This is a genomic window from Streptomyces sp. NPDC028910 (assembly GCF_055564955.1).
This window is the reverse complement of record NZ_JBVHVF010000009.1, coordinates 174399-188118: the sequence shown is the minus strand read 5'-3', so window position 1 is coordinate 188118 and position 13720 is coordinate 174399. Positions and strand designations below refer to the sequence as shown.

The 13720-nt window shown below is 73.3% G+C and carries 15 protein-coding genes; 9 read left to right on the top strand and 6 right to left on the bottom strand.

From position 1 onward, the window contains the following. The first annotated feature begins 40 nt into the window (after positions 1-40). Entirely contained in the window at positions 41-598 is a 558-nt protein-coding gene (locus ACZ4TV_RS14675; RefSeq protein WP_468134421.1) for an SRPBCC family protein, read from the top strand. Positions 599-1055: 457 nt separating this feature from the next. Next, positions 1056-1640, top strand: coding sequence for a hypothetical protein (locus ACZ4TV_RS14670; RefSeq protein WP_468134419.1), 585 nt, complete (start codon positions 1056-1058; stop codon positions 1638-1640). 45 nt (positions 1641-1685) lie between these two features. Here ACZ4TV_RS14670 and ACZ4TV_RS14665 read toward each other — a convergent pair whose 3' ends face one another. Then, positions 1686-3173 (bottom strand): DEAD/DEAH box helicase, encoded by a 1488-nt coding sequence (locus tag ACZ4TV_RS14665; RefSeq protein WP_468134417.1) that lies wholly within the window; start codon positions 3171-3173, stop codon positions 1686-1688. A gap of 57 nt (positions 3174-3230) precedes the next feature. Then, on the bottom strand, positions 3231-3740 hold the full coding sequence (locus tag ACZ4TV_RS14660; protein WP_468134415.1) for a MarR family winged helix-turn-helix transcriptional regulator: 510 nt from the start codon (positions 3738-3740) through the stop codon (positions 3231-3233). 106 nt (positions 3741-3846) lie between these two features. Between ACZ4TV_RS14660 and ACZ4TV_RS14655 the strand changes: the two genes are divergently transcribed. Further along, on the top strand, positions 3847-4161 hold the full coding sequence (locus tag ACZ4TV_RS14655; RefSeq protein ID WP_468134413.1) for an HGxxPAAW family protein: 315 nt from the start codon (positions 3847-3849) through the stop codon (positions 4159-4161). A 158-nt stretch (positions 4162-4319) separates the two neighbouring features. Continuing rightward, on the top strand, positions 4320-4526 hold the full coding sequence (locus tag ACZ4TV_RS14650) for a cold-shock protein (protein WP_468134411.1): 207 nt from the start codon (positions 4320-4322) through the stop codon (positions 4524-4526). Between the two features lie 103 nt (positions 4527-4629). Here the strand turns inward: ACZ4TV_RS14650 and ACZ4TV_RS14645 are convergent, their stop codons facing one another. Continuing rightward, on the bottom strand, positions 4630-4968 hold the full coding sequence (locus ACZ4TV_RS14645; RefSeq protein ID WP_468134409.1) for a thioredoxin family protein: 339 nt from the start codon (positions 4966-4968) through the stop codon (positions 4630-4632). A gap of 99 nt (positions 4969-5067) precedes the next feature. Between ACZ4TV_RS14645 and ACZ4TV_RS14640 the strand changes: the two genes are divergently transcribed. From ACZ4TV_RS14640 to ACZ4TV_RS14630, 3 genes are all read left to right on the top strand, one after another. Beyond that, positions 5068-5337: a hypothetical protein gene (locus ACZ4TV_RS14640; RefSeq protein ID WP_468134405.1), complete on the top strand. Its 270-nt coding sequence runs from the start codon at positions 5068-5070 to the stop codon at positions 5335-5337. Between the two features lie 173 nt (positions 5338-5510). Next, a complete protein-coding gene (locus tag ACZ4TV_RS14635) occupies positions 5511-5867 on the top strand; it encodes a YciI family protein (RefSeq protein WP_468134403.1) in 357 nt (118 codons plus the stop codon). Positions 5868-5923: 56 nt separating this feature from the next. Continuing rightward, positions 5924-7159: an RNA polymerase sigma factor gene (locus ACZ4TV_RS14630; RefSeq protein ID WP_468134401.1), complete on the top strand. Its 1236-nt coding sequence runs from the start codon at positions 5924-5926 to the stop codon at positions 7157-7159. An 18-nt stretch (positions 7160-7177) separates the two neighbouring features. Here ACZ4TV_RS14630 and ACZ4TV_RS14625 read toward each other — a convergent pair whose 3' ends face one another. From ACZ4TV_RS14625 to ACZ4TV_RS14615, 3 genes are all read right to left on the bottom strand, one after another. Then, positions 7178-8662: a condensation domain-containing protein gene (locus ACZ4TV_RS14625; protein ID WP_468134399.1), complete on the bottom strand. Its 1485-nt coding sequence runs from the start codon at positions 8660-8662 to the stop codon at positions 7178-7180. A gap of 160 nt (positions 8663-8822) precedes the next feature. Continuing rightward, positions 8823-11132: an ABC transporter permease gene (locus tag ACZ4TV_RS14620; protein WP_468134397.1), complete on the bottom strand. Its 2310-nt coding sequence runs from the start codon at positions 11130-11132 to the stop codon at positions 8823-8825. Further along, positions 11129-11839: an ABC transporter ATP-binding protein gene (locus ACZ4TV_RS14615; RefSeq protein ID WP_468134395.1), complete on the bottom strand. Its 711-nt coding sequence runs from the start codon at positions 11837-11839 to the stop codon at positions 11129-11131. The genes ACZ4TV_RS14620 and ACZ4TV_RS14615 overlap by 4 nt, the downstream gene beginning before the upstream one ends. Before the next feature lie 134 nt (positions 11840-11973). Here ACZ4TV_RS14615 and ACZ4TV_RS14610 point away from each other — a divergent pair, with 134 nt between their 5' ends. Together ACZ4TV_RS14610 and ACZ4TV_RS14605 are read left to right on the top strand one after the other, a co-directional pair. Continuing rightward, entirely contained in the window at positions 11974-12840 is an 867-nt protein-coding gene (locus tag ACZ4TV_RS14610; protein ID WP_468134393.1) for a sensor histidine kinase, read from the top strand. A 92-nt stretch (positions 12841-12932) separates the two neighbouring features. Further along, positions 12933-13649 carry a response regulator gene (locus ACZ4TV_RS14605; RefSeq protein ID WP_468134493.1) on the top strand — a complete coding sequence of 239 codons (717 nt, stop codon included), beginning with the start codon at positions 12933-12935 and terminating at the stop codon, positions 13647-13649. Positions 13650-13720: the final 71 nt, after the last annotated feature.

The following is a 13720-nucleotide window of genomic DNA, read 5'->3' as shown; positions in this document are numbered from 1 at the left end:
AATCCGGCATCCGAGGTCCGCGGTCCCGCAGCATGGGGCCATGAGCGACAGTGCGATCACCTACACCTTGTATATCCAGGCCGATCCCGCCCGGGTCTGGCAGGCCCTCACCGAACCCGCCTTCACCCGCCGGTACTGGGGCCTGAGCTTCGAGACCGACTGGGCGGTGGGCTCGGCGATGAACTGGGTCGAGCGCGGGACCCGCATCAGCGACCCGGAGCAGGTGGTCCTCGACTGCGTCCCGGACCGGCGGCTCTCCTACACCTGGCACACCTTCACCCCGCAGTGGGCGGCCGCGGTCGGGATCGACGAGGAACTGCGCGCCGAACTGGCGAAGGAGCGGCGCACGAAGGTCACGTACGAGATCGAGCCGGTCGGCGACACCCTCGCGCGGCTCACCATCCTGCACGAGGGCTTCACGCCCGGCGGCACCCTGATCGGCATGTGCGGGCGCGCCTGGCCGATGCTCGCGTCGAGCCTCAAGACCCTCCTGGAGACCGGCGCTCCGCTGCCCGAGCCGGAGCAGGAGACGGGACAGGGGGCCGGCGGATACGAGGCGTACGAGACCCGCCCCGGCGGCGGGACGCGCGAGGACTGACCCGCGGAGCGGAGAGCCGGCGCGTCGCCGTACCCGGATCGCCCGAGGGCCCGGCTCTCCGCATTCCCGCCGGCCGCGACGTCGGGGCGTACCCTCGCCCTCCGCTTCGCGAGCCGGGCGCCGAGGCCTACTGCCCCGCATGCGTCCCAGGCCCTGTCCGGGCGCTCTTCGCGGGCCCGCGACTCACCTGGGCTACCGCCCTACATCGCGACGCAGGGCGCGGCCCGGGTCTGCGGCCGGGCCGCGGCCGAGGTGATCGCGGGGTTGTAGCGCGCCTGCGGCGCCGCTGCTGGGGCTCCGCCCAGACCCCGCGCCTCAAACTCCCCCAGACTCCGTCCGGGGGGACCCCCTGGCGGGGCTGAAGCCCGCTGGGACGGCCCGGGCACGTCACCTCTGAGAACGCCCTGAGGGCACCCTGGCCGCCGGCCGTTCACGGAGGTCGTGTGGAATGGGTGCCATGGGGAGAGGGAAGAGCAAGCAGCAACCCGCCACCGGCACGCCGGCGCGGATCCGGTCCGCGGACGCGGCCACGCCCCCCGAGCACTGGCGCTACGGTCGTCACCTGGAGTCCCTGGCCCTGGCGCCGGGCGGCAGCGCCGAAGCCGAGGCCGTGGCCGCCGTGCTGCGCGACCCCGACCCGGTGATGGCCGAGAGCGCGGTGGTCACCCACCTCGACCGCCGGGCGGCGCGGCTGCTGGCCGACGACGGGTTCCCCGCCTGGGCCCGGGCCATGGCCTCCGCGCTCGCCGGCCGGGCCTTCCCCGAGCGCCGGCTGCGGGAGTGGATCCTGCTCAGGACCATCACCCGCGGCGAGCCCTGGTCCGCCGCGGAGCTCACCGCCGCGTCCGACTGGTGTCAGCGCACCGCTGCCCAGTCCCCGACCTCGTACGAGGCCCTGAGCCTGCTCGCCGCCGGCGCCCGTACCCGCCGCGTGCGCAACACCGCCGCCGAGCGCCTGCGCCGCCGTGGCGCGCTCCGCGGCGGACGCCTCACGACCGCCCGGGCCGCCGCGTGCGCGACGCCATCCGCGCCGACCCCCTGAGGACGCCGGACCGGCGCCCGTCCGCCGCCGTGGCGACGAGGATCGTCAGACGCCCCGGCGCACCCGGGCCGCGCGGCGCGCCTCGGCCTGCTGCCGGGCCTCCAGCGTCTTGCGGGACTCCTTGCCCTTGCCCGGCCGGCCGGGCCGGGTGCCGATGCCACGGAAGCCCAGGTCCGATCCGGAGGGCTTGCCCTTGGCGTCGGTCGGCGCGGAGCCGGCCAGCGGCACCCCGGAGGGTGCCTTCGCGCCGGTGATCCGGCTCAGCGCCGCCTCACCGGACCGCACCTGCGTGATCGTGGGCCGGACGCGGGCGTCCGCCATCAGCCGGACCATGTCCCGGCGCTGGTTCGGGGTGACGAGGGTGACGACCTTGCCGGACTCGCCGGCCCGGGCGGTACGGCCGCCCCGGTGCAGGTAGTCCTTGTGGTCGGCGGGCGGGTCGACGTTGACCACGAGGTCGAGGTCGTCGATGTGGATCCCGCGCGCCGCCACGTTGGTCGCGACCAGGACGGTGACGGCCCCGCTCTTGAACTGCGCCAGGGTCCGGGTGCGCTGCGGCTGCGACTTGCCGCTGTGCAGCCCCTCCGCCCGTACGCCCATGGCGCGCAGGTGCTTCACGAACTGGTCGACCCCGTGCTTGGTGTCGAGGAACATCAGCACCCGGTTGTCGCGGGCCGCGATCTCGGTCGCCGCCGAGATCTTGTCGGCCGCGTGGATGTGCAGCACGTGGTGGTCCATCGTGGTCACCGTGCCCGCCTGCGGGTCGACGGAGTGCGAGACCGGGTCCTTCAGGTACGTACGGACCAGCTGGTCCACATTGCGGTCCAGGGTCGCCGAGAACAGCATCCGCTGCCCCGCGTGGTGCACCTGGTCCAGGATCTCGGTGACCTGCGGCATGAAGCCCATGTCGCACATCTGGTCGGCCTCGTCGAGCACGGTGATCCTCACCCGCTCCAGGTGCACGTCCCGCCGCCCGACCAGGTCGCTGAGCCGCCCCGGGGTGGCCACGACGACCTCGGCGCCGGTGCGCAGCGCGCTCACCTGCCGGCCGATGGACAGCCCGCCGACCACCGTGGCCATCCGCAGCTTCAGCGCCGCCGCGTACGGCTCCAGCGCCTCGGTCACCTGCTGCGCCAGTTCGCGCGTCGGTACGAGGACCAGCGCCAGCGGGCGCTTCGGGTCCGCCTGCTGTCCCGCGGTGCGGGCCAGCAGCGCCAGGCCGAAGGCGAGGGTCTTGCCCGATCCGGTCCGGCCGCGGCCGAGCACGTCGCGGCCGGCCAGCGCGTTCGGGAGCGTCGCGGCCTGGATGGGGAACGGTTCCTTGACCTCCAGCGAGGCCATGGTCGTCACCAGCTCAAGGGGCAGGTCGAGCTCGGCGAACGACTCCACCGGCGCCAGCGCCGGATTCTTCGGTTCGTGCATCGTGAACTCGCCCTGCGGTCCGATGCTCCGGGGGGTCTTGCCGCCGGACTTGGCCGCGGCCCTGGCACCGCCCTTCACACCGAAGCGTCCGTGAACTGACGGGTTCCTCATGCAGGACCTTTCGAAGCAAGGAAGAAGATGGTCAACCGCCCATGGTACCAGCGGGCGCTACGGCCTCCCGGCGTCCGGTTCTCCGGGAGCGGGCGCCCCCGACCGCACCTGTGCGCAGTGGGCGCGGACCTCGGCCGAGGCGCGCTCGAACCAGTCGGCGATCACGGCGATCTCGTCGGGGGTGTAGTCGGCGAACAGGGCGCCCAGCCTGTCGTAGAACGGCTGGTAGACCGCGACGACCCGGGCGGCGGCCTCGGGGTCGGCCACCACCCGCACCCGGCGCCGGTCGGCGGGGTCGGGCCGGCGCCGCGCGTACCCGGCGCGTTCGAGGCGGTTGAGCACTCCGGTGACGGCGCCGGTGGTGAGGTCCAGCAGCTCGGCGAGGTCGCCGGCGGCGAGCGGGGTGTCACCGGCGCCCAGGACGTGGCCGAGGCAGGTCAGGTCGGTGACGTTGAGCCCGAGCCGCTGTGCCACCTCCTGCTGGCCGACGATGCCGAGGGCGACGAACTGGTCCATGCGTGCCATCGCCTCCGCGGCCGTGGCCGGGGGACGGGTCTTGCCCTCCACACAGATACTCCTTAGCATCTAAATTACTTAGCAAGTGAGATGCTTACCTCACCAAATAAGTTTCTCGCCTCCGAGCCTACTGCCGTCCCTCCGACCAGGGAGAACCATGAGCGCGCACGGCCACGTCGACCTCGGCCACACGGTGGCCGGCTGGACCGGTACCACCCTGGCCCTCCTGGGCTTCACCGGAGCGGGCATCTCCGTGTGCGCGGCCTGGGCCCCCGGGATCTGGCTCGGCCTCGGCGTCGTCGCCGTGGCCGGGATCGTCACCTGGCTGCTGCACCTCGCCGGGTGGGGCAAGCCGAGCGGCCCCCGGCCGGAAGCCGACTGGGACTGGCGCACCCGGGACACCGTCGCCCGGACGGGTCACGCCGACTGCCTCGGCTGCCGGGTCGGCGGACCGCGCCGAGCCGTCGCATAAGGGCCCGCTCCCCCTTTTCACGGACAAGGCGACCATAAGTTCGAATGCGCGCCGCGCCACGGTTGGCCGCGTCCAGCGTGTGCTGTGGGGGACCGTTGGGCAGGATCGAGACGGCCGCGTGTGCGGCCCGCAGTGGAACGTTGAGAAGGATCAGCCAGATGGCAACAGGCATCGTGAAGTGGTTCAACTCGGAGAAGGGGTTCGGCTTCATCCAGCAGGACGACGGCGGCCCCGACGTGTTCGTGCACTTCTCCGCGATCGAGACCACCGGTTTCAAGTCGCTGGAAGAGAACGCGCGAGTCGAGTACGACGTCACCCAAGGCCCCAAGGGCCCCCAGGCTGAGCGGGTGGTCCCCCTCAGCTAGACCGCTTCACGAGCCCCGCCCGTGAACGAGACCCCGCCGGTCCGCCCGGCGGGGTTCGGCGCGTCCGGGGCCCGAGCCGCCTGCGGCCGGCCGATGGCGCGGCTCAGACGTGGGCGTCCAGGAACGCCCGGAACTCCTCGCGCGTCATCGGCCCGGCCTGGCTCGCCACCGCCTCGCCGTCCTTGATGAGCACCGCGGTCGGCGCGCCGGTCACGCCGTAGCGCCTGGTCGGCCCGGGGCACCGGGTCATGTCGGTGCGGACGGCGGTGAACCGCGTCCCGTACTCCTGCGTCAGTTCGCCGACGAGCGCGTCCATCGCGCGGCACGGCTCCACGGCCTTCGGCCAGCTGCCGCAGAAGTACGCGAGAACGGGTCCCGACGTCATCGACAGGATGAAGTCGAACTCCTGGTCCTCCAGTGGCTGGTGTACCCGACGTGCCATGCGTACCGCTCCTCGCTCGTGCGCGCCCCTGCGCCCGCGACCGGGGGAGGCGGCCACCATCATCGCCCGTTGTCAGTGCCGCCTGTGAAGCTGAGTGCCATGGACGACAGGATGCTCCGGCGCCGGGTCTACGGCGCCGACCACGACGACCCCGACCCGGGCCCGCGCCCCGGCCACGTCTACGGCGAGCTCGTGGGCGGCCCCCTCGACGGGCTCCTGCTCGACGTCACCGCCTGGAGCGCGCCCCAGCTCGCCGAAGAGGCCCGCCTCCCGACGGAGATAGGGCGCTACGGGGCGGGCGGCCGTGCCCACTACCGCCGCCGCGCGGCGGACCCGGACCACTGGGACTGGGTGGGCGACAGCCGCTGACGGGGGTCGCGCAACCGGCCGGGCAGGTCCGTCCAGGTCCGCTCCGGTGGTCCGGTGGCCGCCCCGGGAAATTCTCTGAAGAATTTCCCGGGAGCTGTCGATCCGGGCGCCTCCCGTTCGACGCAGGGGTGAGAGGCGGGGGAAGCCCCCGTCCACCCGACCGAGGAGTCACCATGCCGCGCTTCCTGACGATGATCCGCATCGACGAGCAGAACCTGCCGCCCGAGGAGTTCCCCGCCGAGTTCCAGCAGCGGATGGGCGCCCTCCTGGAGGAGATCACCAAGGCCGGCGTCATGCTCGACACGGCCGGCCTGCTGCCCACCGCCGAAGGCACCCGGCTCAGCTGGTCCGGTGGGAAGATCAGCTACACCGACGGTCCCTTCACCGAGACCAAGGAGGTCGTCGGCGGGTACTCCCTCACCCAGTGCAAGGACAAGGCCGAGGCCATCGAGTGGACCCGCCGCTTCCTGGAGATCCACCCGGCGCACTGGAACGTCAGCGCGGAGGTCCGGGAGATCCAGGAGATGTGATCCTCGCGCGAAGACCGCGCCGCGTTTGCCCTGCCTCGTCACGGCTGCTCTGATGGGTGGCCGTGACGGCAGCGAGTACGGCCCAGGCGGTCGAAGCGGTGTTCAGGATCGAGTCCGCGCGGATCATCGCCGGTGTCGCGCGCATCGTCCGGGACGTCGGCATCGCCGAGGAGATCGCGCAGGACGCCCTCGTCGCCGCGCTGGAACAGTGGCCGCAGGCGGGCGTCCCGGACCGGCCGGGCGCCTGGCTCATGGCCACCGCCAAGCACCGCGCGATCGACCTGGTCCGCCGCAAGGAGACGTACGCGCGCAAGCTCGCGGAGGTCGGCCGGAGCCTGGAGGACGCGGCGCCGTCCGGCGAACCGGCGGACCCGGACGACATCGACGACGACCTGCTCCGGTTGATCTTCACCTCCTGCCATCCCGTCCTGGCCACCGAGGCCCGGATCGCGCTCACCCTGCGCCTCGTGGGGGGACTGACGACCCAGGAGATCGCCCGCGCCTTCCTCACCTCCGAACCGACCGTCGCCCAGCGCATCGTCCGCGCGAAGCGGACGCTGGCCAAGGCCGGGGTGCCCTTCGAGGTCCCGTACGGCGCCGACCGCGAGGCACGGCTCTCCTCGGTCCTGGAGGTCATCTACCTCGTCTTCAACGAGGGCTACTCGGCCACCGCCGGCGACGACCTCGTCCGCCCCGCCCTGTGCGAGGACGCCCTGCGGCTGGCCCGCCTCCTGGCCGCCCTGGTGCCCAAGGAACCCGAGGCGCACGGCCTCGCGGCGCTCCTGGAGTTCCAGGCCTCCCGGATCGCCACCCGCACCGGCCCCGACGGGGAGCCCGTACTGCTCGCCGACCAGAACCGGGCCAAGTGGAACCGCATGCTGATCCGCCGGGGAGTCCAGGCCCTGAGCCGGGCGGGGAGCGGCCCGTACTCCCTCCAGGCCGCGATCGCCGGCTGCCACGCGGCCGCCGTCCGCTACGAGGACACCGACTGGCCGACGATCGCCGCACTGTACGGGCGGCTCGTCCTGCTGATCCCGTCACCCGTGGTGGAACTCAACCGCGCGGTCGCCGTGTCGATGGCCGAAGGACCGGAGGCCGCCCTGCCGCTCGTCGACGCCCTGGCGCGGGAACCGGCCCTGCGCGCCTACCACTTGCTGCCGAGCGTACGGGGAGACCTGCTGGAGCGGCTCGGCCGGCAGCAGGAGGCCCGCGCGGAGTTCGAGCGGGCGGCCTCCCTCACCCGCAACGCGCGGGAACGCGCCCTGCTCCTGCGCCGCGCGGCCCGCCTCTGAGGCCGCGGAACGCCCGGCTCAGCGGCGGCGCGTCGCGTACGCGGCCACGTCCAGCGGGGTCCGTACGGGCCGCCGCGGCGAGGTCAGCGCGATGGGCCGGCGGAAGCCGCCCGAGCGGGCGATCTCCTGGACCGTGAGGCGCAGCGCCTCCTGTAGGCCGCCCATGGTCCGTCGGGCCGCCGGGGTGTCGACGTAGAGGGAGTTCATGTGCAGCCCGTCCGCGTCCCGCTGGAACCAGGAACAGGCCCCGTTGGCGCGCGCCGACCACACGTGGGTGGTGGGCCGCCACTCGTCGTGGCGCTCGGCGCCCTCGAACTTGCGCATGTCGATGTACGAGAAGAAGTTCACCGGATACGGCCAGGAGCGGGCGGCGAACTCCTCGGGCGCCAACAGCTCCCACGCCCGGACGAACGGCACGTCGACATGACTGATCATCTCGCTGAAGCCGGCCCGGACCGAGGCCATGACCTGGGCGAAGTCCCGGCCGGGCGAGGCGTCGAACTCGATGGGCATGGTGTTGACGAACCAGCCCACCGAGTTCGTCCAGGCCCCCCGGCCGCGCTCGCTGACCGGCATGAGGCCGCGGTAGACGCCGGGCCCGCCGGCCTCCCGCAGGCACACGGCGACGGAGGCGAGCACCCCCATGAACGGCTTGCCGCCGGCCGTCAGGCAGGTCTTCTCGAATACCTCCGCCTCGGCGGCGTCCAGCAGCGGTGAGGCCTCGTTGACGATCGGGTACATCCGGTCGGGCTCGACACCGAGGTCGAGCGGGAAACGGGGGAAGAACTCGCCGCCCCGCCCGATGAAGGCCTTCCAGTAGTCCAGACGTTCGTCGCGGGCGTCGATGGAGAGGTAGCGGCGGCGCTGCTCGTCGGCGAAGTCGAGGTAGCTGGGGGCGGGCGGTAGTTCCACGGCCTCGCCCCGGCACAGGGCCTCGTAGGAGGTCAGCACCTCGCGGACGACGATCGGCATCGACATGCCGTCGCAGACGATGTGGTCGAAGGCGAGGTAGACGGTGGCGGAGTCCTCGCGGAGCACCGCCCCCATGATGAACAGCGGCCAGGAGAGGGTGTCGATGCTGCGCTTGAACCGATCGACGAGGAAGTCGCGCAGCAGGTCGGAAGTGTCGAAGGTGCCCACGTGCTGGGCGTCGAGGGCGAGTTCGGCCGGGTCGAAGGGCTCGCAGGCCAGCTGCCCGGCGAGACGGCGGAAGGCACACCGCAGCACCTCGTGCCGCTGGACGAAGGAGAGCAGGGACTGCGCGAGGGCCTGCTCGTCCAGCGCGCCGTCCACTTCGAAGGTGACCGCGACCCAGGACGCGACCGGGTCGTCGGCGGCCCTGCTCTCCTCGGCGACGGTGAAGTGCTTGTCCTGGTTGAAGGACGCCTTCCTGCTCGCCGGGTCACGCGTGCCGCCGGCCTCCGCCGCCGCCGTGGACCTGAGCCGCCACTCGACCACCCGTCCGGGTGCCACGTGGTGCATCTCCAGAGGAAACTGCCGCATACCGTCATCCCTTCGCCCCCGAGTCAACCCCCCAGGCCCTAACGACCCCCGGCCCGGGGAGGTGACGAAATCACTCGACGGTCCGGGAAGCGGCCCCGGTGGCGGTCCCGGTGGCGGCCGCCTCTCCGGGCTCGGCAGCACAGTCGAACAGGCCTGGACATCACTCGGTGTGGAGCACCGAGGCGATCGTCATCCGGGCCGCCGACCGGGCGGGGACCAGGGCGCCGAGGACGGCGATCGCCACCCCCGCCAGCAGCATCGCGGCCAGCTGCGGCGCGTGCCACACGTCCTTCATGGACTCGGGGAAGACCACCACCCCGACGCTGTCCACGACCAGCCGGTGCGCCAGCATCCCGAGCGGGATCCCGAGCAGCCCGCCGACCGCGCCGAGCCCGGCGACCGAGGTGACCGTCATCACCACCACCTGGCGGGGCGTCATCCCGATGGACTTGAGCATGCCCAGGTCACGGCGGCGCTCACGGGTGTTCAGCAGCACGGTGTTGAAGACGCCGAGCGACGCGACGACGGTCAGCAGCACCGTGAACACCGTCGAGAAGGTGACGACGGTGGTCGTGCCGGCGTTCCCCGAGTCCGCCACCGACGCGCGCAGGCCCGGATCGAGCGCCTCGACGGCCTCGGCGTAGGCCCGGGCGTCGGCGCCGGGAGCGAGCCGTACCGTGTACTCGGTCGCTTGCGCGTCCGGTGCCAACTGGGCGAGGGTCCGCCAACCAGCCGCCAATGCCCGGGCGTCGCCGTCGATGAGCACACCCACCACGGCGGCCGGGACCTTCCGGCCGTTCAGCTCGAGAGTGACCCGGTCGCCGACCTTCAGCCCGCGCTCCCTCAGGAACGACGGCCCGGCCACGAACTCGCCCGCCGCAGCCGGTGCCCGGCCCCGGACGATCGTGTCGGCGTACACGGTGTCGTCCCCGCGGTAGAAGTCGGCGTAGACGGGCTGCGTCTGCCCGACCAGGTTCGCCTGGGAGAACGCCCGCGCCCGTACCCCCGTCGCGCCCGGGAGCGTACGCAGCCGCTCCCCGATCTGCGGATCGCCGAGCAGCGGCGGGGGCCGGTCGCTGCCCGGCCCGCCCGCCTCCACCTGGATCCTGGCGCCTCCGTCCCCCCGGCCGACCTCGCCGAACGCCAGCATCGTGCTGGTCAAACCCGTCGCCAGGGTCACCGTGGTGACGCCGAGGACGATGGCCGCCAGGGTCAGCAGCGTGCGGGCCGGGCGGGCGAACGGCTGGCCCAGGCCCAGGCTGACCGCACGCGGCAGTTCCGTGAAGCCCAGCACCCGCTGGACGCGCAGTCCGCGCCCGGTCCGCGGCGCACCGCCCGCGCTGATCGCCCGGGCGGCGGGCAGCCGGTGCGCCCGCAGGGCGGGGACCAGCGCGGCCAGCAGGACCAGGGCCGGCATGCCCAGCAGGCAGACCACGGACACCCACGGGTCGAGCTCGCCGACCGGGGCCCGGCCGGTCTCGATGCCGCTGAACGCGACCCTCAGGATCGGCCCGGCCAGCGCGTTGCCGAGCAGGGTGCCCAGCACGGCGCCCACGACGGCGGGGACGCAGACCATCGTCAGATAGACGGCGACCACCTGGTTCGGGGTGAAGCCCAGGGCCTTGAGCATCCCGATGTGCCGGTATCCGGAGACGACCGCCCCGCTGACCACGTTGCCGACGATCAGTGCGGAGACCAGCAGGCCCAGGACGCCGAAGAGCGTGAGGAACGGGAGATACGAGTCGGCCAGCGCCGAGAAGGCCTGCTTGAGGGCGAAGTAGGTCTGCACACCGGTCACCGACTCCTCCGGCAGCCCGGCGGTGGCCCCGGCCAGTGCGGCGCTCAGTCGTGCCGGCGTCGAGGCGTCCGTGAACCGGTAGAGCATCTGGGCGGAGGTGGGCTGCAGCGCCGCCATCTGCTCCGGTGAGACCCAGGCGCTCGCCGACCGGCTCATGCTCGTGGCGAAGCCCACGACGGTCAGTGGCGGTGATCCGCGGACCTCCAGTCCGGTGCCGAGCAGCTTCGGGCCGGGGGAGCCCTGCGAGGACCAGTTGACGACGATCTCGCCGGGCGCGGTGGCCCAGCGGCCCTCCAGCAGCTCGATCCGGTCCACCTCGCCCGCCGGATCGGCCCGGCCGACGACGGTGAGGGCGCCGCCCGCGGTCCAGAGCCAGCCCCTGGGGATGTCGATCACGGCCTGCCCGAAGGGACCGGCCGCGGCCTCCACCCCCGGCTGCCGCGCGGTCAGCGCCAACTGCTCCCGGGAGACCCGCGCCGTGTCGAAGGTCGCCACGGCGTGCGCCCCGCGCTGGGCGGCGTACGCCTTGTCGAAGGGCCCCGAGGCGGCGGCGAGCAGCCCCAGTGCGAGCAGGACGGTCGTGGTCGAGCAGAGCACGACGAGTCCGATGACGAAGGTCTGGAGCCGGCGCCGCTTCACGGCCGCGCGCGAGGCCCGCCACACGGCGCTCACGCGGTCGCCTCCAGCGCGCTCTGCCGCGCGACCCGGCCGTCGGCGACCTCGACCAGACGGCTGGCGCAGCGCGTGGCCAACTGCGGGTCGTGCGTGACGATCAGCAGCGTCTGGCCGATCTGGTTGAGGTCGATGAGCAGGTCCATCACCTGCTCGCCCGAGCGGCTGTCGAGGGCGCCGGTCGGCTCGTCCGCCAGCAGCAGCGCCGGACGGTTCATCAGAGCCCGGGCCACGGCGACCCGTTGGCGCTCCCCGCCGCTCAGCGTCGCCGGATAGCTGTTCCTGCGGTCGGCGACGCCGAGTTCGTCGAGGAGCTCCAGGGCCCGGCGGCGCGCCTGCCGGGCCGGGGTGCCGGTCAGCTGGGCGGCCAGCGCCACATTGTCCAGGGCGGGCAGATCGTCGATGAGGTTGAAGAACTGGAAGATCATGCCGATGTGCCGGCGCCGGAACAGCGCCAGCCCGGTCTCGTTGAGCTTGCCCAGGTCCTGGCCCTGCACCTCGACGGTGCCCGACGTCGGCCGGTCCAGCCCGGCCACCATGTTGAGCAGCGTGGACTTGCCGCAGCCGGAGGGCCCCATCACGGCCACCGCGTCCCCGGCCCGGATCTCCAGCGACAGCCCGTCCAGCGCCTTCGCGTCGCCGTACTCCTTGTGCACACCGTCCAGCCGTACGACGACCTGCCGCGCACTGTCGTGATCAGTTGTCATGGCCCGAACCTAAGGTGGAGCCCGCGGGCGGGGCGTCAGCCCCCGGATGTAAACGTCCGGGCAGGTCATCCCGGGGATGTACGCCGCCCCGTCGGGCACAATGACATCCAGCCGTACGGGGTGGGGAGTTGAAGGTGGCGCTGATCATCGCCGTGGCCGCGGCCTGCCTGTCCGCGGCCGTGGCCGGCTGGCTGGGCGTGGCCCTGCTGCGCGCCCGGCGCGGCCACCGGGCGGCGATCGGGGAGCGCGGCTGGCTGCTGGAGCGGGAGCGCGAGAGCGCGGCCCGTACCGCCGTCGACGCCGAACGGGCCAGGATCGCGGCGGAGCTCCACGACATCGTCAGCCACAACGTCAGCCTGATGGTGGTCCAGGCCGGGGCTGCCCGCGAGGTGCTCGCCAGCATGCCGGAGGAGGCCGCGGCGGCGATGGGCGCCGTGGAGCGGGCCGGGCGGACCACGATGACCGAACTGCGGCACCTGCTGGGCCTGCTCGCGCCCGCCCAGGACGGCGCGGACGAACCGTACGTACCGCACGAACCGTACGAGTCCGCGGCCGCCCGGCTGTCGCCGCAGCCGGGCCTCGGCCGGCTCAGCCCGCTCATCGACAGGTTCGCCTTCGCCGGCCTGCCGGTGGAAGTACGGATATCCGGCGATCCGCGCCCGCTCCCGGCCGGGATCGACGTCACGGCGTACCGGATCGTCCAGGAGGCGCTGACCAACGCGCTCAAACACGGAGACGGAGGCAAGACGCAGGTGACGGTGCGGTACGCGGAACACGCGCTGCGCGTGGAAGTGCTCAACGGCGGACCGAGCGTGCTGTCGGGCGGCGCGCCGCCATCCCGGCCGGGCGGTGGCCGGACCCGGCCGAAGGCCGAGGGCACCGGCCGCGGACTGCTCGGTCTGCGCGAGCGCGTCGCCGTCTACGGCGGCGACCTCGACTTCCGCCGCCGCCTCGGCGGCGGCTACCGGGTCCGTGCCCGCCTCCCGCTGGACCGGCCGTGACCACGCCGGCGGGGCCGGGTCCCGCGCCCGCCGGGTCCGTACCCGCGTCCGCGCCCGCCGGGTCCGTACCCGCGTCCGCCGAGCGGGCACCCGTGCCCGCGCCCCGCGTGGTGATCGCCGACGACCAGGACCTGGTCCGCACCGGCTTCCGGCTGATCCTGGCGGCCCGCGGGATCGACGTGGTCGGTGTGGCCGCCGACGGGGTGGAGGCGCTCGACGCGGTGCGCCGCCTGCGCCCCGACGTCGTACTGCTCGACATCCGGATGCCGAACATGGACGGTCTGGAGGCCGCCCGGCGCATCCTCGCCGAAGCCCCGTACTGCCGGGTGATCATGCTGACCACCTTCGACCTCGACCAGTACGTGTACGCGGCCCTCGCCTCCGGAGCCAGCGGCTTCCTGCTCAAGGACGTCACCCCCGAACACCTCGCCGCCGCGGTCCGCCTGGTCAGCACCGGCGACGCGCTGCTCTCCCCGTCGATCACCCGCCGCCTGGTGGAACGCTGCGCCCCGGGCGCGGCCGGGCCGGACCGCGCTACGACGGCCGACGCCCAGCGGGAGCTGGCCGCACTCACCCCGCGCGAACGCGAGGTGCTGACCCTGATGGGCCACGGCCGCTCCAACGCCGAACTGGCACGGGAGCTCACGCTCAGCGAGGCCACGGTGAAGACCCATGTGGCGCGGATCTTCGCGAAGTTGTCGCTGCGCGACCGGGCCCAGGCCGTGGTCATCGCCTACGAGACGGGCCTGGTCACCCCGGGCTCGGTCCCCCCGTCCCGCTCGGAACGTGGTCCATCGCTTGCGGAGTGACTATGGACGATTGAGGCGCGGGGTGCGGGGGCAGCGCCCCCGGAACGGCGGCCAGGGCGGCAGCGCGGCGA

What these genes read in the sequence shown, in the direction of transcription:
- ACZ4TV_RS14675 (WP_468134421.1), top strand. Translation starts at nt 41, where the DNA reads ATGAGCGACAGTGCGATCACCTACACCTTGTATATCCAGGCCGATCCC.
- ACZ4TV_RS14670 (WP_468134419.1), top strand. Translation starts at nt 1,056, where the DNA reads ATGGGGAGAGGGAAGAGCAAGCAGCAACCCGCCACCGGCACGCCGGCG.
- ACZ4TV_RS14665 (WP_468134417.1), bottom strand. Translation starts at nt 3,173, where the DNA reads ATGAGGAACCCGTCAGTTCACGGACGCTTCGGTGTGAAGGGCGGTGCC.
- ACZ4TV_RS14655 (WP_468134413.1), top strand. Translation starts at nt 3,847, where the DNA reads ATGAGCGCGCACGGCCACGTCGACCTCGGCCACACGGTGGCCGGCTGG.
- ACZ4TV_RS14650 (WP_468134411.1), top strand. Translation starts at nt 4,320, where the DNA reads ATGGCAACAGGCATCGTGAAGTGGTTCAACTCGGAGAAGGGGTTCGGC.
- ACZ4TV_RS14645 (WP_468134409.1), bottom strand. Translation starts at nt 4,968, where the DNA reads ATGGCACGTCGGGTACACCAGCCACTGGAGGACCAGGAGTTCGACTTC.
- ACZ4TV_RS14640 (WP_468134405.1), top strand. Translation starts at nt 5,068, where the DNA reads ATGGACGACAGGATGCTCCGGCGCCGGGTCTACGGCGCCGACCACGAC.
- ACZ4TV_RS14635 (WP_468134403.1), top strand. Translation starts at nt 5,511, where the DNA reads ATGCCGCGCTTCCTGACGATGATCCGCATCGACGAGCAGAACCTGCCG.
- ACZ4TV_RS14625 (WP_468134399.1), bottom strand. Translation starts at nt 8,662, where the DNA reads ATGCGGCAGTTTCCTCTGGAGATGCACCACGTGGCACCCGGACGGGTG.
- ACZ4TV_RS14615 (WP_468134395.1), bottom strand. Translation starts at nt 11,839, where the DNA reads ATGACAACTGATCACGACAGTGCGCGGCAGGTCGTCGTACGGCTGGAC.